At 65.5% G+C, this 22,588-nt stretch carries 16 protein-coding genes and 1 other RNA gene; 3 read left to right on the top strand and 14 right to left on the bottom strand.

The window, feature by feature from the left end:
- Positions 1 to 137: 137 nt before the first annotated feature.
- Positions 138 to 1,454 carry a DEAD/DEAH box helicase gene (locus FFY45_RS09355; protein ID WP_176340218.1) on the top strand — a complete coding sequence of 439 codons (1,317 nt, stop codon included), beginning with the start codon at positions 138 to 140 and terminating at the stop codon, positions 1,452 to 1,454.
- 267 nt (positions 1,455 to 1,721) lie between these two features.
- On the opposite strand, the gene FFY45_RS09350 is transcribed toward FFY45_RS09355, so the two are convergent.
- From FFY45_RS09350 to FFY45_RS09335, 4 genes are all read right to left on the bottom strand, one after another.
- The gene (locus FFY45_RS09350) at positions 1,722 to 2,054 is read right to left on the bottom strand and encodes a DUF6172 family protein (RefSeq protein WP_006448752.1); all 333 of its coding nucleotides are present in this window, start codon (positions 2,052 to 2,054) and stop codon (positions 1,722 to 1,724) included.
- Between the two features lie 275 nt (positions 2,055 to 2,329).
- Positions 2,330 to 5,419, bottom strand: coding sequence for an efflux RND transporter permease subunit (locus FFY45_RS09345; RefSeq protein WP_176340217.1), 3,090 nt, complete (start codon positions 5,417 to 5,419; stop codon positions 2,330 to 2,332).
- Positions 5,416 to 6,564 (bottom strand): efflux RND transporter periplasmic adaptor subunit, encoded by a 1,149-nt coding sequence (locus FFY45_RS09340; protein WP_176340216.1) that lies wholly within the window; start codon positions 6,562 to 6,564, stop codon positions 5,416 to 5,418. Before FFY45_RS09340 ends, FFY45_RS09345 begins: the two co-directional genes overlap by 4 nt.
- Positions 6,565 to 6,641: 77 nt before the next feature.
- The gene (locus FFY45_RS09335) at positions 6,642 to 7,259 is read right to left on the bottom strand and encodes a TetR/AcrR family transcriptional regulator (protein ID WP_023902336.1); all 618 of its coding nucleotides are present in this window, start codon (positions 7,257 to 7,259) and stop codon (positions 6,642 to 6,644) included.
- A gap of 90 nt (positions 7,260 to 7,349) precedes the next feature.
- Between FFY45_RS09335 and FFY45_RS09330 the strand changes: the two genes are divergently transcribed.
- Entirely contained in the window at positions 7,350 to 8,810 is a 1,461-nt protein-coding gene (locus FFY45_RS09330; RefSeq protein ID WP_176340215.1) for an efflux transporter outer membrane subunit, read from the top strand.
- Positions 8,811 to 8,895: 85 nt separating this feature from the next.
- On the opposite strand, the gene FFY45_RS09325 is transcribed toward FFY45_RS09330, so the two are convergent.
- From FFY45_RS09325 to FFY45_RS09310, 4 genes are all read right to left on the bottom strand, one after another.
- Entirely contained in the window at positions 8,896 to 9,333 is a 438-nt protein-coding gene (locus FFY45_RS09325; protein WP_176340214.1) for a VirK family protein, read from the bottom strand.
- 32 nt (positions 9,334 to 9,365) lie between these two features.
- Positions 9,366 to 9,797 carry a VirK family protein gene (locus FFY45_RS09320; RefSeq protein ID WP_006448758.1) on the bottom strand — a complete coding sequence of 144 codons (432 nt, stop codon included), beginning with the start codon at positions 9,795 to 9,797 and terminating at the stop codon, positions 9,366 to 9,368.
- Positions 9,798 to 10,319: 522 nt separating this feature from the next.
- A complete protein-coding gene (locus tag FFY45_RS09315) occupies positions 10,320 to 11,729 on the bottom strand; it encodes an FAD/NAD(P)-binding protein (protein ID WP_176340213.1) in 1,410 nt (469 codons plus the stop codon).
- 243 nt (positions 11,730 to 11,972) lie between these two features.
- Positions 11,973 to 12,049: non-coding RNA, sX9 sRNA (locus tag FFY45_RS09310), on the bottom strand.
- Positions 12,050 to 12,219: 170 nt separating this feature from the next.
- Between FFY45_RS09310 and FFY45_RS09305 the strand changes: the two genes are divergently transcribed.
- Positions 12,220 to 12,996, top strand: a complete 777-nt coding sequence (locus FFY45_RS09305) for an SDR family NAD(P)-dependent oxidoreductase (protein WP_176340212.1) — start codon at positions 12,220 to 12,222, stop codon at positions 12,994 to 12,996.
- A gap of 167 nt (positions 12,997 to 13,163) precedes the next feature.
- On the opposite strand, the gene FFY45_RS09300 is transcribed toward FFY45_RS09305, so the two are convergent.
- The 6 genes from FFY45_RS09300 to treZ form a co-directional block, all read right to left on the bottom strand.
- Positions 13,164 to 13,796: an NAD(P)H-binding protein gene (locus tag FFY45_RS09300; RefSeq protein ID WP_176340211.1), complete on the bottom strand. Its 633-nt coding sequence runs from the start codon at positions 13,794 to 13,796 to the stop codon at positions 13,164 to 13,166.
- 16 nt (positions 13,797 to 13,812) lie between these two features.
- The gene (gene glgX, locus FFY45_RS09295) at positions 13,813 to 15,975 is read right to left on the bottom strand and encodes a glycogen debranching protein GlgX (RefSeq protein ID WP_023902330.1); all 2,163 of its coding nucleotides are present in this window, start codon (positions 15,973 to 15,975) and stop codon (positions 13,813 to 13,815) included.
- A gap of 121 nt (positions 15,976 to 16,096) precedes the next feature.
- Positions 16,097 to 16,270 (bottom strand): DUF2934 domain-containing protein, encoded by a 174-nt coding sequence (locus FFY45_RS09290; protein WP_104550934.1) that lies wholly within the window; start codon positions 16,268 to 16,270, stop codon positions 16,097 to 16,099.
- 13 nt (positions 16,271 to 16,283) lie between these two features.
- On the bottom strand, positions 16,284 to 18,887 hold the full coding sequence (treY, locus tag FFY45_RS09285) for a malto-oligosyltrehalose synthase (protein ID WP_176340210.1): 2,604 nt from the start codon (positions 18,885 to 18,887) through the stop codon (positions 16,284 to 16,286).
- On the bottom strand, positions 18,884 to 20,833 hold the full coding sequence (gene malQ, locus FFY45_RS09280; RefSeq protein WP_176340209.1) for a 4-alpha-glucanotransferase: 1,950 nt from the start codon (positions 20,831 to 20,833) through the stop codon (positions 18,884 to 18,886). The genes treY and malQ overlap by 4 nt, the downstream gene beginning before the upstream one ends.
- A complete protein-coding gene (gene treZ, locus FFY45_RS09275) occupies positions 20,830 to 22,587 on the bottom strand; it encodes a malto-oligosyltrehalose trehalohydrolase (RefSeq protein ID WP_176340208.1) in 1,758 nt (585 codons plus the stop codon). The genes malQ and treZ overlap by 4 nt, the downstream gene beginning before the upstream one ends.
- Position 22,588: the final 1 nt, after the last annotated feature.

Raw genomic sequence — 22,588 nt, 5'->3', positions numbered from 1 at the left:
GGACGCAGCAGACCTCGGGTCGACACACCGGTTGTTGCCACTGCCGCTTGGCGGCGCCATGGAGCGCTATGCGCTGCAAGCGCACCTGCATTTCGTTTCGGCATGCACGCCGTCGACAATGCGCGGATAATCGCGCGATGTCACTAAAAGCAGATTTGCTGTCGCTACAGCTACAGCCCTTGTTCGAGTCCGCGCTCGCCAGGGCCGGTGTGCGTACGCTCACGCCGATCCAGGTCGCGATGATTCCGCCGATGCTGGCCGGACGCGACCTGATCGCCACCGCGCAGACCGGCTCGGGCAAGACCCTGGCGTATGCCTTGCCGCTGCTGCAGCAGCGCCTGCAGGCGCCGGAACAGGCGCCGCGCGTGCTGGGCGGGCTGATCCTGGTACCGACACGTGAGCTGGTCGCGCAAGTCGCGCAGACCCTGCTGTCGCTGGCCGCCGCCTTGCCGCGACGACTGAAGATCGTCGCCGCCACCGGCGGTGAGGCCATCAACCCGCAACTGATGGCGCTGCGCGGTGGCGCGGACATCGTCATCGCCCCCCCGGGGCGGCTGCTGGACCTGGTGGCGCACAATGCACTGCGCTTGTCGCAGGTAAGGACGCTGGTGCTGGACGAGGCCGATCGCCTGCTGGACCTGGGCTTTGGCGCCGAGCTCGATCGCATCCTGGCCTTGCTGCCGGCGCAGCGGCAAAGCGTGCTGGTCTCGGCCACGTTTCCTCCAGCCATCGCATCACTGGCCAAGCGGCGTCTGCGCGACCCGCTGCGCATCACTATCGAAGCCACGCCCGAACAGGCGCCAGCCATTACGCAACGCGCCATCGCGGTAGATGCCGGCCAGCGCACACAGCTGCTGCGTCAGCTGCTGCAGGAACACGCGTGGCCGCAGCTACTGGTGTTCGTCGCCAGCCGCCACACTGCAGACAAGGTCGCCGAAAAATTGAGCAAGACCGGTATCGCCGCATTGCCGCTGCACGGCGAATTGAGTCAGGGCCGCCGCGAACGCGCGCTGCGCGCCTTCAAACAGGCGGACGTGCAGGTGCTGGTGGCCACCGATCTGGCTGGGCGCGGCATCGACATCGAGGCACTGCCGGCGGTGCTCAATTACGACCTGCCCCGCTCCACCGTCGACTACACCCACCGCATCGGCCGCACCGCACGGGCCGGCGCCAGCGGCGTGGCGATCAGCTTCGTCACTGCCGACAGTGCGCAGCAGTGGCGGCTGATCGAAAAACGCCAGGGCCTGCGCGTGCCGACCAGCGTGATCGAAGGCTTCGCGCCAACCCCGGCCGAGGCGCCCACCGGCGATGCACCCGACGCAGCGGTGCGGGCAGCGGATGACAACGGCGGCATCAAGGGCAAGCGGCCAAGCAAGAAGGACAAATTGCGTGCGGCGGCGCAGGCGCAGACCGGCAAGCCGGACCAAGCGCGGCCAACGCACCGTAGGGAGTAGTCGTCAGGCAGATGCCTAGCCCGCTCGTACCGCAGCGTTCGAGCGGCAGATGCCGCCATCCAGCCCAGCGGGCTGGCGGGTGGCTGCGCAACGTCCGTTCGTGGCCTGCAAGCACCTGCGCACGATGGGGCACTGCAAACTTCATGCGGTCCGTGCACGTTGGCAACCGGAAGCCAATGTGCGCGATTCTTCCGCAGCGACGCAGGTAATAGCGCCCTGAAGGTCTGCCACCTCGCAGCGGTCCGCCGCAGGCAGGGAGCAGCGAACTCAGTCCTGCTCGAAATCCAGCTCGCCGCCCATGCCGCTATCGCCATCCACGCGCGGGATGCGCTTGCCGGGCTTGCGCAGGATTTCCACGAAGAACTGCTCGCCACCTTCGCTGGTGAGCGCATTGATCGAGCGGATCAACTCGGCCGGCGGCAGTGGCGCGGCGCTGGCCTCGTCCACCCCGAAGCGCATGTCGAAGTCCCAATAATCCGCACCTTCCGGCAAGTCCTTGCGGCGCTCGCGGCGGATGTACTTGCGGATATCGTTCTTGCTGGACTCCAGCAGACGATCGCGGTTCTTGCCTTCGAGGTTGAGCTGGTAGGTCTTGCGCATGGCGACATCGGTTGGGAACTGGCCGCCTATTGTGAGGCCACACGGCCGTTCTGGGTGAATCGGCGGCTGTCCGGGCGGGATTCGGGCCTGCACTGCGACCGAAGCCGGGAGCCTCCCGCGACGCGTGCCGGTCCTGGCCTTCGGGCGGAAGCTCGGTCCATCCGCTGAGACACCGCGCCGCTGCAACGCTGCAATGGCAGTGGAGTGGGAATCGCGCGAGCGACACTGCCACGCGATCTCTGCGACGGGGCTCTCGCCACCGTCGCAGACCCAACTCATGCGTGCTTGGCAGGCGTCGGTGCGCCGCTGTTCTCCGGCCGGATCTTGAACCAGATCGAATACATCGCCGGCAGAAACACCAGGGTCAAAATCGTGCCGGCCAGCGTGCCGCCGATCAGCGTGTAGGCCAGCGTGCCCCAGAACACCGAGTGCGTGAGCGGGATGAACGCCAGGATCGCGGCCAGCGCGGTCAGGATCACCGGCCTGGCACGCTGCACGGTGGCTTCCACCAAGGCGTGGAACGGGTCCAGTCCTTCGGCCTCGTTGTGATGGATCTGCCCGATCAGGATCAGCGTGTTGCGCATCAAGATGCCCGAGAGCGCAATCAAGCCCACCAGCGCATTGATGCCGAACGGCTGCTGGAATAGGATCAAGGTCGGCACCACGCCGATCAGGCCCAGCGGGCTGGTCAGGAACACCATCACCATCGCCGACATCGAGCGCACCTGCAGGATGATGATGATCAAGGTGACCGCCAGCATGATAGGGAACAACGGCAGCATCGCGGCAGTCGCCTTGCCGGATTCCTCGATGGAACCGGCCTCCTTGATCTGATATCCGCTGGGCAGTTTGTCGATGATCGGCTGCAACTGCTTGGTGATCGCGGCCGAGACATCCGGCGGCTGCAGTTGGTCGTCGACATCGCCGCCCACCGTGATCGTCGGCACACGATCGCGGCGCCGCAGGATCGGCTCTTCCATCCGCACATCCACGCTGCCCACCTGCGACAGCGGCACGCGTTGGCCATTGGCACCGGCCAGGGTGAAATCGGCGATGCGTGCCGGATCAAAACGCGTCTCGCCGGCCGAACGCGCCACCACTTGCACGCTGCGAATATCTTCGCGCACCAGCGTGATCGGCACACCACTGAGCAGGAACTGCAACTGCTGAGCGACTGCGGTCGAGGTCAGCCCCACTGCCTGCAGACGATCCTGCTCCAGGGTGAAATGCAGCGTTGGTGTGCGGGTGCCCCAGTCGGTGTTGACGGTGCGCAGCATCGGGCTGTCCTGCAGGACCTGCTTGACCTGCGCGGCGATACCGCGCAACACCTGCGGGTCGGCACCACTGACACGGTACGCCACCGGAAATTGCGAGTACGGGCCGAAGGTCAGTTGCGTCACACGCACGCGCGCCTCCGGTGCCAGGCCTTCGGAGACGGCCTTGCGCATGCGCAGCTTCAATGCATCGCGTTCGTGCGGGTTGTCGGTGCGCACCACGATTTTGGCAAATGACGGATCCGGCAACTCCGGGCCCATTGCCAGGAAGAAGCGCGGCGCGCCCTGCCCGATATACGCGGTGACAATCTTCGCTTCGTCCTGCTTGGCAAGCCAGGCTTCCAGCTTGGCGGTGGCGGCACTGGTCTGTGTGATCGAGGTGCCGTACGGCAGTTGCACTTCGACCAGCACTTCGGGGCGATCGGAGATCGGGAAGAACTGCTTCTTGACGATGCCCATGCCAAGAATCGCAAGCACGAACAACCCGATCACCGAACCGGCCACCAGCCATTTGCGTGCGATGACACGCTCCAGCGCAGTGCGGAAGCGGTTGTAGCGCGGCGTGTCGTACATCGCGGCGTGGCCGCCTTCGATCTTCTTCAGGTCGGGCAGCAGTTTGACGCCCAGATAGGGAGTGAACACCACGGCCACCACCCACGAGACGATCAACGCGATCCCCACGATCCAGAACATGTTGCTGGTGTATTCGCCAGCGGTGGAAGCGGCAAACCCGTTCGGCATGAAGCCGACCGCCGTCACCAACGTACCGGACAACATCGGCGCGGCGGTGTGGCTCCACGCATACGCCGATGCGGCGACGCGGCTGTAGCCTTCCTCCATTTTCACCACCATCATCTCGATGGCGATGATGGCGTCGTCCACCAACAGCCCCAGCGCCAGGATCAACGAGCCCAGCGTGATGCGGTCAAAATTCTTGCCGGTGGCCAGCATCACCACGAACACAGCCGCCAGCGTCAGCGGCACCGCGGCCGCCACCACGATACCCACGCGCCAGCCCATGCTGACGAAGCACACCAGCATCACCACCAGCAGCGCGACGAAGAACTTGGTCATGAACTCGCCCACCGACGCGTCGATGTTGACCGCCTGGTCGGTGACCTTGCTCAGGCGCATGCCCAGCGGCAGCTCGGTATTGATCGCGCCCACTTCGCTATCCAGCGATTTGCCCAACTCCAGGCCGTTCCAGCCGTCGCGCATGATGATGCCCAGCAGCAATGCCGGCTCGCCGCCACTGCGGATCATGAAGGTGGAGGGATCCTCATAACCGCGTTTGACGCTGGCGATATCCGACAGCTTCAAGGTGCGGCCCTGCACCACCAGCGGGGTATCGCGAATCTTCTGCAAACTGTCTAGCGCACCGTCCAGGCGAATGAACACCTGCGGTCCACGCGTTTCCACCGACCCTGCCGCATTCAAGGCGTTTTGCGCATTGAGCGCGGCAAACACCTCCTGCGGACTGACCCCCAGCGTGGCCAGACGTTCGTGCGAGAACTCGACAAAGATGCGCTCTGGCTGCTCGCCGATGATGTTGACCTTCTTGACGCCCGGCACGTGCAACATGTGCTGGCGCAGGCTTTCCGCATCGCGCGCGAGCAAGCGTTGCGGCTCGCCCTTGGCCTTCAGCGCGAACAACGCAAAGGTGACGTCGGCATATTCGTCATTGACCATCGGCCCGATCACGCCGGCCGGCAGGTTGCCGACTTCATCGCCCACCTTCTTGCGCGCCTGATAGAACTGCTCCTGCACCTGGCTAGGCGGTGTGCTGTCCAGCAACGTCAACGTCGTAAACGCAAGGCCGGGGCGCGTATAGGTTTCGCTGCGGTCGTACCAGCGCAGTTCCTGCAGACGCTTTTCGAGTTTTTCGGCGACCTGGTCCTGCATTTCCTGCGGCGTTGCGCCCGGCCAGGCAGTGATGATGGTCATCACCTTGACAGTGAATGCCGGATCCTCCGCGCGGCCAAGCTTGAGGAACGCGACCAGGCCGGCCAACGAAATCAGGAAGATCAGAAACAGCGTGATGGAGCGCTCGCGCACCGCGAGCGCGGAGAGATTGAAGCGGCCCTCGCTCACGGCTGCGCTCCTGCTGCGCTCGCGGTCTTGGTAGCACTGGTCGCGCCACTGGCAGGCGCAATCGTGTTGGCGATCCGCACCTGCTCACCTTCGCGCAACAGGTGCGCACCCAGCGCCACGATGCGCTCGCCACGCGCCAGTTTGCCGGCAACGTTGGCATGGTCGTCGTCCAGGCCCAGCACCGTCACCGGCCGCCAGCTCACCTTGGCCGGATTGCCGGCAATCACCCACACACCCGTCCCCTTGCCCGCATCGAACAGCGCGGCCAGCGGCACCTGCAGGCCGGTCTGCGTGCTGGCGGCCGTGCCGTCGGCAATGCGGATGCTGACGGTAGTGCCCAGCGGCGCATCAGCCAATGCGCCGTCGAGCACGTAACGTGCCTCGAAGGTGCGGGTCAGCCGGTCTGCGCTGTCGGACAGCTGACGCAGCGTGGCCGGCACCGTGACGCCTGCATTGCCGAACAGCGTGGCCTGCGCGACCGAGCCAACCGGCGGGCGCAATGTTTCCGGCAGCTGCACGATCGCCTCACGGCGCCCGGCATGCGCCAGCCGCACCACCGGCTGGCCGGCTGCCACGACCTGCCCTGGTTCGACCAGTGTTTCCATCACCACGCCATCGGCGTCGGCCAACAGATCGCTGTAGCGGTTGGAATTGCGGGCCACCTCGGCCTGCGCCTGAGCCGCACTCAACTGCGCCTTGGCGGCATCGGCGGCGGCCTTGATCTGGTCGTAGGCGGAGGCGGAGATGGCGCCGGTGCCACGCAGATCGCGGTAGCGCGCCTCATCGTCGGCAGTCTGCTGCGCGCGTGCCTGCGCGGCTGCCACCGCGTCCTGCTGCGCGCGTGCGGCGAGCTGGAGATCGACCGGGTCGATCCGCAGCAACGGCTGCCCGCGCGTGACCCGCTGGCCGGTATCGACCAGCCGCTCCAGCACCTTGCCGGAGACCCGAAAGCCCAGATCGCTCTGCACCCGCGCGGCGACCGTGCCGGAGAAGCTGCGCGCTGCCGTACCGGCCTCTTCGACGGTGACCACGCGCACCAGCGGTGTCGCAGTGCGGGGGTCGGGCGGCGGCGCCTCGCCGCAGGCGATCAATGCCAACGGCAGCGCACACAGGAAAGTGGAGGTAACGAGGCGGCGGCGAAGCATGGAAATCCCAGTGCGTGCTGTTGAAGGCTCGCATCTTGAGACTTGTGACCATATCAGTCAATAGTCACTATCAGCTTTCAGGGCGAAAGGCTCCGCAACACCAGACCCGACAGCAGCAATGGCACCTCGTCAGCATGCTCCAGACTGTGCTGCAGCAACAGCGGATTCATGTACGGGCGCATCACCACATAGATCGCCTGGGTGGCCTCGTCCAGTGGCGTCTTGCGCTCGAAATCGCCACTTTGCCGGCCTTGCTGCAGCACGTCCTGCAGCACTTTCTGGATGCGCACCTCGTAAGCGATCACCGACTGCCAGCGCTCGGTCGCCGCCGAGGTCGCAATCTCATACAGCTTGCGATCCTGGAAAAACAAGCGAAGGCTGGCCTCGATAATCACCTTGAACAGCCGCCGCAGCTTCTCGGGCGGCTGCTCGGCCTCGTCCACCGCCGCGCGCACCTCTGTCTCGATCTCGCGCAGACAGTTGGTGCAGATCATCTCGCCGATGGCCTGCTTGGATTCAAAGAACTTGTAGATGTAGGCCTTGGAGAACCCGATCGCCTTGGCCAGATCGGACACGGCCGTCTTTTCGTAGCCGTAGCGGCTGAAGTGCTCGGTTGCCGCTGCCACGATCTGGTCGCGCACATCGTGATCGGCCGGACCACGGCCTGAAACGGGATAGCTGGATGCTTTGCTCATGCGAACAGCTTAGCGCTCAAACACAATCCGCACAAAAGTGACCATTTCGTATTATAGTCACAGCCCACCATTGCCTTCGCCGGTACCGTCATGTCGTCACTTCGTCCCCTTGCCGCGCTCATCGCCGCCAGCCTTGCCGCAGGCTGCGCCGTTGGCCCCGAGTACACCCGCCCCTCGGCGCCCCTGCCGGATCGCTATCTCGGCCAGGCAGCGGCCGAGCAGCGCCAGACCGCCACACAGGCCGATCTATCGACCTGGTGGACCGATTTCGACGACCCGGACCTGAGCCGCTACGTCACCCAGGCGCTGGCGCAGAACCTGGACCTGGCCCAGGCCAGCGCACGTGTCACCCAGGCCCGCGCCGGGCTGACCGCCGCCACGGCCGCACTGCTGCCTTCGGGCAACATCAGCGGCAACGCGACCCGCGCCTATCAGTCGCTGGAGACTCCGCTCGGCCAGGTGCTCAACAGCACGCCCAACTTCGACCGCTATGCCAGCACCTACGAAGCCAACCTGGGCGCGAGCTGGGAGCTGGATCTGTTCGGCGGCCTGCGTCGCGGGCGCCAGGCCGCACTCGCCGACTACCAGGCCAGCGAAGCCGGTGCAGCCGCTACCCGTCTGGCAGTGGCCGCGCAGACCGCCGACATCTACATCAGCATCCGCGGCCTGCAGGCACGGCTGGAGGTGGTGCAGCGCCAGGTCGCCACCCAGCAAGGCCTGCTGTCCATGGTGACGCTGCTGCATGGCAAAGGACTCGCACCCGAGCTGCAGCTGCACCAGGCACAAGGCGCGCTTGCACAGGCGCAGGCATCGGTGCCCGGTATCGAAAGCGGCCTGGTCGCGGCGATGAATGCACTGGACGTGATGTTGGGTGTTGCGCCAGGGACGCATCGCGCAGAGCTGGCCACCAGCAAACCCATTCCGCTTGCGCCGCGTATTGCCGACACGGGCACGCCCGGCGACCTGCTGCGGCGCCGCCCGGACCTGATCGTTGCCGAGCGCCGGCTGGCAGCCTCGAACGCGCGCATCGGCGTGGCGATGGCCGAGTACTACCCGAAATTTTCGCTCAGCGGATTACTCGGCAGCGCCACCGCCATCTCCGGCGCCAACCTGTTCACCAGCGATGCCAGCCAATCTGCCGGCGTGCTAGGTTTGCGCTGGCGGCTGTTCGATTTCGGCCGCATCAACGCGCAGATCGCACAGGCCAAGGGACAGGAAGCCGAGCAGCTGGCCGCGTATCGCCTGGCCGTGTTGCGCGCCACGGAAGACGTGGAGAATGCGTTGACCGCACTGGTCAAACGCGAGCAGCAGGCAGCGGTGCTATCGCAAGGTGTGGATGCACTGGGCAAAGCGCGTGGCGCATCGGCGCTGGCCTATGAGAAAGGCGTGGTCAGCCTGATCGAAGTCTTGAATGCCGACGACAGCTTGCTGCGTGCCTCCGATGCCCAGGTGCAGGCACGCACCGATGCGGCACGCAGTGCAGTGGCCACCTTCAAGGCGTTGGGCGGCGGTTGGCAATCCGGCGCCAACGATGCGGTTGCGGTGCAGTAGTCGTCACCAGGTTGTATGTTGATGCTGTAGCGTCATCGACGCGATGCCACTCGCTCAAGTGGCATCGCGCAACGCATCGGCGCGTTCAGTGCGCGTGGAAGCGAATGCCCTGATTGATCGTGCATTGATACGCCAGCAGTGCCCCGCGTTGCTGCAGACTCGGCAGGTCGTACATGTAGGTGGTCAGCCGCACACTGTTGTCGGCAAGTACCTGGTAGCGCTGGAACTGCTGGAACGGCCTGCCATCGCTGCTGGCAGCGATGAACTGGGTGTCGGAAAACGCCAAGGTGCCGTCGGCGGTAAGACGGTAGGCGCCGATGCGCACACCACCGCGGTTCTGGCTGGACGCGGTGCCCGCTTCGGCCGTGCAGCGCGACAGATCGACCGACACCGCCACATTGCGGCCGGCCTCCAACGCATCGATCAGGCTCGCTTGCGTGTTCAAGGATTGCGTGGCGAATGCGGGAACCGCACTGGCTGACAGCACTGCGATAGCAAGTGAAAAGTACAGACGTGAGGACATGTGCTTTCTCGGTAATGAGGGGGCAAACGCACTCAATCGGCGTGGAAGCGGATGCCCTGGTTGATCGTGCATTGATAGGCCAGCACCGGGCCACGTTGTTGCAGACCCGGCAGGTCGTACATGTAAGTGGTGAAACGCACGCTGCCATCCGGACGCAGCTGATAACGCATGAACTGCTGGATCGGCTTGCCGTCGTTGGCCACGGTGAAATGCGAGCCGGAGAATGCGGCGGTGCCGTCCTCGGTGATGCGATAGGCATCGATATGGCGGCCGCCACGGGTCTGAGTCACCGGGGTGCCTTCTTCGGGTGTGCAGCGAGCGAGGTCGGTGGTCAGGCTGACGTCATAGCCGGCCTCCAGGGCCGCGAGCACTTCAGCGCGGGTGTTGAGCGATTCGCTGGCCCAGGCGGGTAGCGCGCAAGCGCACAGCGTGGCGAGCAAGGCAGTGGCAGCAAGACGGGGCATGGCGGACTCCAGGCGGACGAGGGGATGAAGCGACCTGGACTGTAATCAGCCCAGGCCGATCAACATGACCTAATCCTGTACGCACCGGTGCAGTGCGCTACGCATCACGCTGCATGATTGCGCTGTTTGGCGAAGTCCGCGCGATATTGCGAGATGAGGGCTATACCTGCGCGCGCAGATCAAGATCCCGTTGGAAGGAGCGATAAGCCCCTCTCCCATCGGGAGAGGGGTTGGGGTGAGGGTACGGAGCGAAGCTACTCGCATAGTCCAACCGCACGAGGCTGCGCTCGTACCCTCATCCGCCCCTGCGGGGCACCTTCTCCCGAGGGGAGAAAGGTTAAAGCCCCTCTCCTGCGGGAGAGGGGTTGGGGTGAGGGTACGGAGCGAAGCTGCTCGCATCGTCCAACTACACGAGATTGCGCTCGTACCCTCATCCGCCCCTGCGGGGCACCTTCTCCCGACGGGAGAAGGATTAAAGCCCCTCTCCCGTCGGGAGAGGGGTTGGGGTGAGGGTACGGCCACCTACAACCGCGCATTGACCTCGCGCGGCATATGTTCCGGCTCCGGCTGTAACGCCGGCATCGCGCCCAACAACAGACGCTCGGCCAATGCGCGTGTAGCAACGCGCAACTCCGGCACGGCGGTGATTTCCCAATAGCGCCCACGCAACAGCGGACCAACGCAATACAGCCCCGGCACGATTTGCCCGGCGCCATCGCGCACCCGCAATTGCGCGTCGGTGTCCACACCCAACCCAAGCGGATCGGCACGTAACAGGCCGGCTTCGCGCATGCCGGCGATCAGCGGATCGCTGGTGCGGTCGATGTCGGTATCCAAGCCGGTGGCGCGGATCACCGCGTCGTAGTGACCGGTCTGCGCGTCGGCAGCACCACGCGGGCGGATCACCGCCTCCACGCCATCGGGCACCCAACGCGCACGCAGCAGGCGTGCTGCGGTCACCTGCAATTGGCCCGAGGCCTGCAGCTGCGCCAATTGCTCCGCCGCGCCCGGCGCAACCCGATGCCGCGCCACTTCCCAATACGGCCGCAAGTGGCGCAGAAAGCGCGCACGCTCAGGTAACTCAAGACGCTGCCACAACGGCTGCAGATGCGGGCGCAGAGCATCCACCACGCGCCGCCAATCGTCGACCACTGCGCTCAGCTGACGCACGCCGCGTAGCAGGCCACGCAGGTCGGCGTCCTTGAGCGCGCGCTGCAGATGCGGCGGCAATTCCAGCACCGCGCCTGGCTGACGCAGATGCGCCTGTGGTGCCAGCCCCCGCCGCGAGATCGCCACCAGCCGTCCACGATGCCCGCGCGCATGCAGGGTCAAGGCCACATCCACCATGGTCAGCCCGGTGCCGACGATCAGCACGTCATCGTCGGGCGACAACTGCGCCAAGGCATCGCCTTGCCACGGCCAACCGATGTAGCGCGGATGCACGCTCAAGCGCGGGCCGATGCCGGCAAGCGCCTGCGGTTGCAGTGCACCGACCGCCAACACCACCCGGTCGCTATGGAAGGCATCGCCATTGGCCAGAAACACGCGAAACCCCTTGCGCACGCGCTCCACTGCCACGGCTTCCTGCGATAGCCGCATGATCGAGGCCTGCGCGCCGCTGACCGCGGTATCCAGCTCGCTGCGCAGATAATCGCCATAGGCCAGGCGCGGCAGGAATTCCAATCGCCCGCTATCGCCAAGATGCAGGGTATCTGCGAATGCACCGGGCGCTTGTGCATCGATCCCCAGGTCTTTGGCACGCACGTTGAGCAAATGTTCCGGCCGTGCCGCACCATAGGCAATGCCGCTGCCGAAGGTCTCGGCCACGCCGACCAAAGTGATGCGGACCTGCGCGTCGGCCGTCTGCGCCAGCGCACGAACCAGCGCGGTACCGCAAAAGCCGGCACCGATGACGGTGATATGGGTTTCCATGTGCAACTCCCACTGAATGACCCGCACGTTGTGCCCGCAGCGCGGCGCGAACGTGTAAACAAATGGTTAGCGGCGAGCAAGCGAAAACGCATGAGCTGATCATGGTTGGTGATGAGGCTTGTGTCGCAGGCCGCGCGCGCGCCGCATTGCATCTAGATGACAGCGCACGCGACCGCAGACAGGTGCCGGCGCATGGCTCCCCACGTGTCTCGCAGCGCTGCGCTGCGCACCGCAATTGAGAGTGGCTAGCAAAATGTAGCGAGCAGTTGCCGGGGGCATGCGGACAGCGCGCTCAGAACCGGAGTGTACGAGTGGCACATGCCGATTCCGAGCACCGGCCGCGCGCGTCTGGCGGTGAACGCAGTAATTTTGTTAGCCGCTTTTGGACTTTGGGTGCAGCTGCGATGGTACGTCCAACACCGCAATGGCGCCGAACACTGCGTCATGACCAAGCTGCTCGATAATGCCGGTTTCCGATCGAGTGCCCGCAATGCCCATTCCTGAAGCACGCCAGCAACTCGCGCCGCGCGACCAACGTGTCCTGATCACCGGCGGTAGCCGTGGCATCGGCCTGGCCATTGCCGACGCGTTCGTGCTCAACGGCGCGCACGTCTCGCTGTGCGCACGCAATGCCGACGGCCTCGCACACGCCGCATACGTGTTGGCGCCACATGGCGCGCCGGTGCATACCTTCGCCTGCAACCTGTCGGATGCTGCGCAAATCGAGGCCTATGTGGACGCTGCAGCGCAGGCATTGAATGGCCTGGACGTGGTGATCAACAACGCCTCCGGCTATGGACACGGCAATGACGATGCAAGCTGGCAGGCCGGTCTGGACGTGGATCTGATGGCCGCGGTGCGTTGCAATCGCGCCGCGCTGCCACACTTACGCAACAGCGCTGCGGCGGTGATCCTCAACATCAGCTCGATCAACGCGCAGCGCCCCACGCCGCGTGCGATCGCCTACTCCACCGCCAAGGCTGCGCTCAATTACTACACCACCACGCTGGCCGCCGAACTGGCGCGCGAGCGCATCCGCGTCAACGCGATTGCGCCAGGCTCGATCGAATTTCCGGACGGACTATGGGCGCGGCGTCGCGATGAAGAACCGGAACTGTATGCACGCATCCGCGACAGCATTCCATTCGGCGGGTTCGGGCAGGTGCAACACATTGCCGATGCGGCGTTGTTTCTCGCCTCTCCGCAAGCACGCTGGATCACCGGGCAAGTGCTTGCGGTGGATGGTGGGCAGTCGTTGGGGGTTTGAGCGCATTGCATGCGCTGGCGGAGCATGTCTCTCAGCCGCACGTACATCCGTAGGAGCGCGCTTGCGCGCGATGAGGCGTTATCGATAACGCTTCATCGCGCGCAAGCGCGCTCCTACGAGGAAACGGACAACCATCGGCTATCGCGTGACGAGGCGGCGACACCTCGTCAGCCCACCAACTCCGCAGCCTCGACGCTGTGCTCCCCACGCGCAGGCGCCAGCGCTGCACACACCATTGCCGCAGCGATCCGTTCGGCCGGGTTAATGCGATAGCGGCGTGGCAGCAGCGGGCCGAGCGCGCCCAGCACGAGACTGCCGATATGTTCGCCGGTACGCCGCTCTTCGCGCTCGCCGCCGATCAGCCCCGGGCGTACGAAGGTCAGCGAGGGGAAGCCGACTGCGCGCAGATCGCGTTCCAGTTCGCCCTTGACGCGGTTGTAGAAAATCCGCGAGTGCGCATTGGCACCGGCGGCCGAATTCAGTACGAACACCGAGGTGCCCTGCGCGCAAGCCGCGCGTGCCAGTGCCATCGGGTAGCCATGATCGATGCGATAGAACGCTTCGCGCGAGCCGGCCTGTTTCATGGTGCTGCCCAAGGCGCAGATGGCCGCTTCCATGCGCGGGGCGGTCCAGCTGTCCAGGCGATCGAAGTCGATCACCTGGTTGCGCAGTTTGGGATGGATCTGCGTCAACGGCCGGCGCGTGATCGCAACCACGCCCGTGCAGCGCGTGTCAGTGAGTAACTGCTGCAAGACGTGTTTGCCGACCAGACCGGTCGCCCCTGCCAACAACACGTCCATCAGTGCGCTCCTGCCATCAGCGTGCGCCCTCGGAGACGATGCGCGCACTGCTGGCGATGCGATCGCGCTCCACCGCCAGCAAGGTCAACGAGTGCGCTGGCGCCTTCCATTCGCTGCCACCGGCCACCACGCGGCCGCCGTGGCGTGCGGTGTCGACCAGCACGCGCCAATGTTCGTCGTGCATCGCAGGCAGCGTGAACGTCACGCTGGTGGAAGCGGCATTGATCAACATCAGCAAGCTCACGTTGGCGGCGATCTCGCGCAGCCCGGTGGTCGGCGAGCGGCCATCCAGGCGCAGCATCAGCGCGCGGGCTTCCGGGTCGTGCCAACCGGCTTCGTCCATCTCGTTGCCGTTGGGCGCCAGCCAGGTGAGATCGCGCAGGCCCAGCGCTTCATCGAACTTGCCATCGAAGAAACGTGCGCGATGCAGCAGCGGATAACGCTGGCGGATGCGGATCAGCCTGCGCACGAACGCGGCCTGATCGGCGGCGGCGGCCTTGCTGGCGGCAGTCCAGTCGATCCAGGTCAGTTCGTTGTCCTGGCAATACGCGTTGTTGTTGCCGTTCTGGCTGTGGCCGAATTCATCGCCGGCCAGCAGCATGGGCGTGCCTTGCGAGAGCAACAAGGTGGCGAGCAGATTGCGCATCTGCTGCCGGCGCAGCTGCTTGATCGCCGGGTCGTTGGTGTCGCCTTCGACGCCGTAATTGGCCGAGATATTGTGGTCGCTCCCGTCCCTGCCCTCTTCGCCGTTGGCAAAGTTGTGCTTGCCCTCGTAGCTGACCAGATCGCGCAGGGTAAAGCCGTCGTGCGCGGTGACGAAATTGACCGATGCGGTGGGGCGGCGACCGCTGTGGTTGAACAGATCGGCAGAGCCGGTGAGGCGTGTAGCCAACTCGGCCAGTTGCCCACCGTCGCCGCGCCAGAACGCGCGCACGTTGTCGCGGAACTTGTCGTTCCATTCCACCCAGCCCGGCGGGAAATTGCCGACCTGATAACCACCCGGGCCGATATCCCACGGCTCGGCGATCAACTTGGTCTGGCTGAGCACCGGATCCTGGCGTACCGCATCGAGAAAGCTGCCCGAGGGGTCGAAGCCATAACGCTCACGGCCGAGGATGCTGGCCAGATCGAAACGGAATCCATCGACATGCATTTCCTGCACCCAGTACCGCAGCGAATCCATCACCATGCGCAATGCGCCGACGTTGGTCAGATCGAAGGTGTTGCCGGTACCGGTGTCGTTGATGTAGAAGCGGCGATCGTCGGCCAGGCGGTAGTAGCTGGCGTTGTCGATGCCTTTGAACGAGAGCGTTGGCCCAAGTTCGTTGCCTTCGGCGGTGTGGTTGTAGACCACGTCCAGCAGCACTTCCAGCCCGGCGTGATGCAGGCGCGCCACCATCTGCTTGAACTCGGCCACGGTCCGCGTGGACATGTAACGCGCCTGCGGTGCAAAGAAGCCCAGCGTGTTGTAGCCCCAGTAATTGCGCAGGCCTTTTTCCAGCAGGTACTGATCGTCGACGAAGGCGTGCACGGGGAGCAGTTCCACCGCGGTGACGCCGAGCGAGCTGATATGGTCGATCAACTCGTCGGTCTTCAGGGCCGAGAACGTGCCGCGATCTTCCGGCGGCACTGCCGGGTGCAGCATGCTCAGCCCGCGCACATGCGCTTCGTAGATCACCGTGCGATTCCACGGCGTCTGCGGCGGGCGATCCTGGCCCCAGGTGAACGCCGGGTCGATCACGGCGGATTTGGGCATGAACGCGGCGCTGTCGCGACGATCGAAACTCAAATCCTTGTCGCGATGGCCGATGGTGTAGCCGAACAGATGCGGCGCCCATTTGAGCTCGCCGACGATCTGCTTGGCATACGGGTCCAGCAGCAATTTGTTGTGGTTGAAGCGGTGACCGGCATCGGGCGCGTAAGGCCCGTGCACACGGTAGCCGTACAACTGGCCGGGGCGTGCGTCGGGCAGATAGCCGTGCCAGACCTCATCGGTGTATTCGGGCAGCGCCAGGCGCTCCTGCTCGCGGCCACGCTCGTCGAACAGACACAGTTCCACGCGGGTGGCGTTGCGCGAGTACAACGCGAAGTTGACGCCCAACCCGTCCCAGGTGGCGCCGAGCGGATTGGGACGGCCTTCGCGGATGCGCGAGCGTTGCGTGAACTTGCGAGTGGCCATCGGTAACTCCTGAAAACGGTGAACTCAAAACCAGTGAGCGAATACGAATGCGTGCGGGTGCACGTTCAACCCTGCATGGCGCGGCCAGCAGGGTGCACCATGCAAGATGACAGAGGCACCGTTACTGACGTGCAGTGACGTGCGGGTTGGCCTGTTCGGCGGCGCGTTCTTCGGCGTCCACCAGGCGCTCGGCCATGGCCCAATGACGGGCCGCATGCCCGTCCGGGCGGCCTTCGGCCTCCCAGATCTCCTGTGCCAACTGGCGAAGTCGTGCCTGCCGTTCCGTGTCGTTCATTGCGTACGTTCTCTTAGGGGGTCGTTAACACTGCCACCGGCGCGCGTGCAAACAGCGTGGATAGCGCCAGGCGTCCTTGCTGCGGCTGCAACGTGCTGCCATCGAGCACATTACGGTATGTGCCTTGCGGCAATGCCAACGCCGCCTGACCCCAACGTGCCGGCGGCACCAGCAACGGCAGATCGCCCTCGGCCTGGTCACCGGCACCCAGTCGCGTGACCGCCACCACCAGCGACTGGCCACGGTACTGACGACGGAACGCCAGCACCTGCGCATCGCCACTGACCGCCACGTTGAGCGGCTGATAGTCGCCCTGCGCGAACAACGCCGGATGTTCGGCACGCAGCTGCAACAGCAGCGCAGTGAGACGCGCCTTGACCGCGCCATCGCGCCAGCTGCGCAGCAGCGTGTTCCAGTCGCGCGCCTGCGCCAACCATTGCTGGCGCTGCGCGTAATCGACCGGGCGGCGGTTGTCCGGATCCACCAGCGACAGATCCCAGCCTTCGGTGCCCTGATACAGATCGGGCACGCCCGGCACGGTCAGGCGCAACGTGGTTTGCACCAGCGCATTGCGCGCGCCGGCGGCGGCGATATGGTTGCTGGCGCGCAGCAGCGCACGCCGCAGCGGCAGCCCGGCGCGGCTGCACAACACCTGCTCCACGGTGGCTTGCACGGCCTGTTCGTAGGCTGGCGAGCCATCGGTCCAACTGGTGTGCAACTTGGCCTCGCGCACTGCCTTGAGCAGCCATTGCGCGATGCGCTCGGCGTAGGCGGCCAGCGGTTCGGTCTGATCGGCGCCCAGGCCGATCGGCCAGGCGGCCACCAGGGTCTGCCACAGCATCTGCTGGTCGCCACCGGCCAATGCCGGCGATTCCAGTGTCTCGGTCAAGGCATCGAACTGGGTGCTCTGTTCGATCCACCAGCGCGGTTGCTCGGACAGCACTGCTAGCCGCATGCGCAGGTCTTCGCCGCGCTTGTGGTCGTGCGTGGCGGTGGCCAGCAACGCGCGTGGGAAATGTTTGGCGCGCTCTTGATTCTGCGCATGGAACTCGGCCGCTTCGTTGGCGAAGTGGGTCGGATGGCTGCCGACCTCGTTGCGCGACAGCAGCACGCCGTGCCGATAGAACGCGGTGTCTTCCACCGACTTGGCATTGAGCGGTGCGGACAACTGCTCCACGCGACGACGCAGGATGCGCCGCAAGGCGATCTGCGCGCGATCGGCGCCGGCATCGTCGAGCAACCAGCGCTCGATCGCATCGACGGCCGCAACGATCGATTCCGGCATGCCCTCGCGGGCACGCGCGGCGGTGGCGCGTAAGCGCTCGGCTTCGCTGCCGGTTACGCCCTTGGCACCGGCGTAGGTGCGGTACACCGGGAACCAGCGCAGCAACACGCACAGGCCGCGCGCCAGCATCTGCGGGCTGAACTCGCGCGTGGGCGGGTCCAGTCGCGCCAATGCCGACAGTGCACCCACGGCGCGATTGAATTCGGTCTGCAGCGGGCCACGCAGGATCTCGTCGCGTGCGGCGCGTTCTTCCTGGGCGAAATCGCCACTACGTCCGCTCACCTTTTGCCAGGCACGCGCCAGCGGCTTGAAGCCGGACGCGTCATGCAGCACGCCGCCCACCTGGTCCATGAAGTCGTAACCGGTGGTGCCATCGCAGGGCCAGTCGGCCGGCAAGGCTTCGCCGGGTGCCAGAATCTTTTCCAGATACAAGGCCAGCGTGCCGGGCTTGAGTCCGCGCTGACGACCGGCCGCATCCAGCCGGCTACGCAGCTTGCGCACATAACCGGTGGGGTCGGTGAGGCCGTCCACGTGATCGATACGCAAGCCATCCAGATGGCCCTCGGCCACCAGCCGCAGCGGCAAGGCATGCACCGCGTCGAACACCGCCGGCAGTTCCACCCGCAACGCCACCAGCGAGGTGATATCGAAGAAGCGGCGGTAATTGAGCATGTCGTTGCCCACGCGCCACCAGTTCAAGCGATATGGCTGGCGTTCGATCAGCTTGTGCAGGCGGCCATCGCCGCGTTTGGCGCCGTCGTTGTAGTCGCGCAGCCATTGGGCACGTGCGGCCTTTTCCGGCACCTCCAGCGTCTGCGGACGGATCGGGTAACGCTGGTCGTAATGCGCCAACGCCGCACTGCCGTCGTCCTCGACCACCAGCGTGATCAGGCCTTCGGCCAGTGCGGTGGCATACGGACGGTCCAGCACCGCCAGCCACAATTTTCCATCGCGGCCCGGTGCGCGCCAGTCGATGTCGAACCAGTCGGCATGTTTGGCGCTGCGGCCGTTACGCAAGACATCCCACCACCACGCATTGTCCGCGTGCGTGGCCATGTGGTTGGGCACGATATCGGCAATCAAGCCCATGCCGTGTTCGCGCGCGGCCTGCGACAAGGCGATCAACGCGGCTTCGCCGCCGAGTTCGGGATTGACCACGGTCGGGTCGATATTGTCGTAACCGTGCGTGGAGCCGGGTACCGCAGTGCCGATCGGTGACAGGTACAGATGGCTGATGCCGAGCCCGGCGTAGTACGGCACCTGCGCAAGTGCATCGTGCAGGGTGAAGCCGGCATGCAGCTGCAGGCGGGCGGTGGCGCGAAGGTCGATCATGGATGCGGTTCCGAAACGGCCGCGACGCGACGCGCCTCGGCAAAGCCCTGCAGCGCCGTACTCAGGCGCGCATGCGGCAAGGGATCGGGCAGGCGTCGGCGCCAGTTGGGATGGACTTCGACAGTGCCCGGCAGATTGGGTTGTTCTTCCAGCGCCAGCGCGTCTTCCACCGGCAACAGGGCCAGTGGCGAGACGCTGGTGGCGGTGAAGCGCAGCGCGCCCAGCAGCGGGTCGTTCGCAGCGCTCAGGCCGGCGTGTTCGACCGCCGCATCCAGACGTGCAAGATCCTTGCTCCGCGCGGTGGCATCGTCGCTCGCCTGCGCGGGCTTGATCAGTTCCAGCTTGCGTCGCCAATCGATATCGCGGCCTTCGCGCCAGCCGGTCAAGGTGGGCAGATCGTGCGTGGTGGTGGTAGCCACCGCATCCGGCCGCCACAACGCCGGCGACACAAAGGCGCCGTTGTCGTCGCGGGTGAACATCAACACATCGATGCCCATCACGCCACGCCGCGACAGTTCTTCGCGGATGCCGGGCGGCACCACACCCAGGTCTTCGCCGATCACGATGGCGCGATGCCGCCACGATTCCAGCGCGAGCAGATTGAGCAGATCGTGCAGCGGATAGGCCAGATACGCGCCCTCATTGGAGCTGGCGCCTTCGGGCACCACCCACAGCCGCAACAGCCCCAGGATATGGTCGATACGGATGCCGCCACGGTCGCGCAATACCGCGCGCAGCAGCGCGATATACGGCGCGTAGCCGCTGCGTCGCAATGCAGTGGGCGAATACGCGCCGATGCCCCAATGCTGGCCATCGGCATTGAAGGCATCCGGCGGTGCACCCAACACCAGGCCACGCAACACGGTGTCTGCGGCGGCCGCAGCTTCGGCGCCATTCGGGTCGAAGCCCACGGCCAGATCGGCGATCAGACCGATCTTCATGCCGCGCTCGTGCGCCTCGCGCTGTGCATCCGACCAACTGCGCGCCGCCAGCCATTGCGTAAAAACATGCAGCTGCGGATCGTTGCCGCCGAAATCCTGCGCAGCGAAGCGTGCAAAACCCTCCAGCGCATCGCCCCCTTCGTTGCGGAAGGCGACCAGATCGGGATGATCGGCTGCGACGCGTGTGTAGAGATGACGCAGCAATTGCCACTTTGCCTGCGCGGACGCCGGCCAGTCGATCAATGCCGTGTTATGCAGCGTATCGAAACGCTCGCGCAGCCCAGGCACCTCGTTGATCGCATCCAGTGCGAGCTCGCCGAGCACACGCACAGGTGCCGCATGCAACGGATCCAGAAAACGCCGGTCGCTGGGCGAATAAGGGCTGTAACCGCTGGTGACCGGGCGCGAGGCATGTACCGGACTCAGGGCCAACGCATCGGCACCAGCCAGCGCGGCATGCCGCACCCACTCCACCGTGCCGGACGCGTCACCAATACCACCGTCGTCGATGCTGCGCGCCGAATACACCTGCAGCGCCATGCCCCAGGCACGCGGAGCCGGCAATCCGCACGCATCGGCCACGCTGAAGCAGCGTTGCGGTGCCACTGCGACCTGCTGAGTCAGCCCGCCGATCTGCAGCGTCCAGTAACCGAACCGTTGCGGTGCACGCACCTGTCCTTGCGCATCCGCACGCGCTTGCTCGCTGGCACCGCTGTCATCCACCCAACGGCCGCTGGCATCAGGGGCAACCGACACGGGCAATAGCGCGGCCACCTGTACGGTCAACAGCGGTGCCGGTTCGATTGCCTGCGCCTTGCAGCGACGCAGGCTGTCTTCGCGTTGCGTGGCGGTGGCGGCAGGCAGTTCCAGCGCAGTGAGCACCGCATGCAGCGACTGTTCGGACACCTGCCGCGGCTGGTCGCTGGCATCCACCCAATCCACCATCACCCCGGCCGCTGCGGCCAGCGTGTGCAGATCCGCCCTGCTCAGATCGCGCGTACTCATGCGCGCTCCTCATGCCAGGCGATGAAGCCATCGACCGGCAACTGCTGCGCATCGGCAGCGACGTTTTCGGCATGCGCCACACGTCCGCGCAGTGGCGGCATCGGCACTGCAGAGGTGCCGACGTTGAAGGCGATATGCCACACCCCACCCGGCAATTCCCAGCTGGCAGTCACCGCGCCTTCGGCCAGCACCCTGGCGCCCACGGCGCGCGCTTGCGCAAGACCTGGCACCAACCACTGGCGGCGCACGCCCAGCAAGGCGCTGAACCATGCTGTCCACTGCGCGCCCTCGCCTTGCGCAGCGTCTTCGATCGGCGACCGCGAAGCGGCGAAGGTGGCGTGGCTGTTCGGGTCGGGAATGGTGGCGCGCTGCGCTTCGTCGGCGAACGCGGCGAAGTGGGCAAACTCGCGGCGACGGCCTTCGCGCACCGCATCGTCCAGCGGCGGGCCGAAATCGGTGAAGAACAGGAACGGCTGCGTGGCGCCCCACGGTTCGCCCATGAAAAACAGCGGAATCATCGGCGTCAGCGCAGTCAACGCCAGTGCGGCGCGCAGGCGTTGTTGCAACACCAGCACGCTCAAACGCTCGCCCCGCGCACGGTTACCGATCTGGTCGTGGTTCTGCGCAAAGATCACAAACTTGTGTGGCGGCAGGCCACCGCTGGGCTCGCCGCGCACATGCCCACGCGGATCCGGCTGGCCCTGATAGGCGAAGCCTTCGCCCAGCACGCGCGCCAGATGCTGGGTCGGTTGATCGGCGAACGCGGCGTAATAGCCTTCCTCCTCACCGGTCAGCAACACATGCAAGGCGTTGTGGAAGTCGTCGTCCCACTGCGCGGTGTAGCCGCGTTGCAGCTGCGAGGCCTGGTTGAATTCGTTCTCCAGCACCAGATGCACGTGGCGACCGGCCGGCAGACTGGTCTGCACGGTCTGCCGCAAGGTATCCAGGAAGGCGTTCGGGGTGATCGCGTGCACCGCATCCAGACGCAGGCCGTCGAAGCCGTATTCGTGCAACCACATCAGCGCGTTGTCGAGAAAGTAACGCTGCACCTGCGGCTTGCGGAAATCGATCGCCGCGCCCCACGGGGTGGGCTTGTCTTCGTTGAAGAACGGGGCAGCATAGCTGTGCAGATAATTGCCGTCCGGGCCGAAGTGGTTGTAGACCACATCCAGCAACACCATCAGGCCATGCCCGTGCGCGGCGTCGATCAATGCCTTCAATTCGTCCGGCGTGCCATAGGCTTCCACCGGTGCATACGGCAGCACCCCGTCGTAGCCCCAGTTATGCGCACCCGGAAACGCGCTCAACGGCATCAGCTCGATCGCGGTGATGCCCATTGCCGCCAGCTGCGGCAATTGCGCCTGCACACCGGCATAGCCGCCGCAGGTGCCGACGTGCAGTTCGTAGATCACCGCCTCGTCCCACGGCCGTCCCTGCCATTGGGTGTTGTGCCAGGCGTAGCCATCGCTGCGCTGCACGGCGCTGGGACCGTGTACACCCTCGGGCTGCCAGCGCGAGGCCGGATCCGGTACCGGCTCGCCGCCATCGACGCTGTAGCGATACCGCGCATCGGCGGCGCAGTCGATCAGCGCAGTGAAAAACCCATCCTGCCCGGCGTGCAGCGCGCGACGCACGCCGTCGTCGAAGACCACATCCACGCCCTTGGCATCGGGTGCCCAGAGCGCAAAGCGCACCTGTCCCTCACCCGCTGGCCATGCGCCCCATGCCGGCAGGGTGTCGTTGCGCTCGTTCATT

This window comes from Xanthomonas hortorum, from assembly GCF_011305375.1.
Taxonomy (GTDB): domain Bacteria; phylum Pseudomonadota; class Gammaproteobacteria; order Xanthomonadales; family Xanthomonadaceae; genus Xanthomonas; species Xanthomonas hortorum_E.
This window is presented reverse-complemented; position numbering and strand designations above follow the sequence as displayed.

Excerpts from the sequence above, each read along its gene's own strand:
- FFY45_RS09355 (WP_176340218.1), top strand. The coding sequence starts at position 138 with ATGTCACTAAAAGCAGATTTGCTGTCGCTACAGCTACAGCCCTTGTTC.
- FFY45_RS09350 (WP_006448752.1), bottom strand. The coding sequence starts at position 2,054 with ATGCGCAAGACCTACCAGCTCAACCTCGAAGGCAAGAACCGCGATCGT.
- FFY45_RS09340 (WP_176340216.1), bottom strand. The coding sequence starts at position 6,564 with ATGCTTCGCCGCCGCCTCGTTACCTCCACTTTCCTGTGTGCGCTGCCG.
- FFY45_RS09335 (WP_023902336.1), bottom strand. The coding sequence starts at position 7,259 with ATGAGCAAAGCATCCAGCTATCCCGTTTCAGGCCGTGGTCCGGCCGAT.
- FFY45_RS09330 (WP_176340215.1), top strand. The coding sequence starts at position 7,350 with ATGTCGTCACTTCGTCCCCTTGCCGCGCTCATCGCCGCCAGCCTTGCC.
- FFY45_RS09325 (WP_176340214.1), bottom strand. The coding sequence starts at position 9,333 with ATGTCCTCACGTCTGTACTTTTCACTTGCTATCGCAGTGCTGTCAGCC.
- FFY45_RS09320 (WP_006448758.1), bottom strand. The coding sequence starts at position 9,797 with ATGCCCCGTCTTGCTGCCACTGCCTTGCTCGCCACGCTGTGCGCTTGC.
- FFY45_RS09315 (WP_176340213.1), bottom strand. The coding sequence starts at position 11,729 with ATGGAAACCCATATCACCGTCATCGGTGCCGGCTTTTGCGGTACCGCG.
- FFY45_RS09305 (WP_176340212.1), top strand. The coding sequence starts at position 12,220 with ATGCCCATTCCTGAAGCACGCCAGCAACTCGCGCCGCGCGACCAACGT.
- FFY45_RS09300 (WP_176340211.1), bottom strand. The coding sequence starts at position 13,796 with ATGGACGTGTTGTTGGCAGGGGCGACCGGTCTGGTCGGCAAACACGTC.
- glgX (WP_023902330.1), bottom strand. The coding sequence starts at position 15,975 with ATGGCCACTCGCAAGTTCACGCAACGCTCGCGCATCCGCGAAGGCCGT.
- FFY45_RS09290 (WP_104550934.1), bottom strand. The coding sequence starts at position 16,270 with ATGAACGACACGGAACGGCAGGCACGACTTCGCCAGTTGGCACAGGAG.
- treY (WP_176340210.1), bottom strand. The coding sequence starts at position 18,887 with ATGATCGACCTTCGCGCCACCGCCCGCCTGCAGCTGCATGCCGGCTTC.
- malQ (WP_176340209.1), bottom strand. The coding sequence starts at position 20,833 with ATGAGTACGCGCGATCTGAGCAGGGCGGATCTGCACACGCTGGCCGCA.
- treZ (WP_176340208.1), bottom strand. The coding sequence starts at position 22,587 with ATGAACGAGCGCAACGACACCCTGCCGGCATGGGGCGCATGGCCAGCG.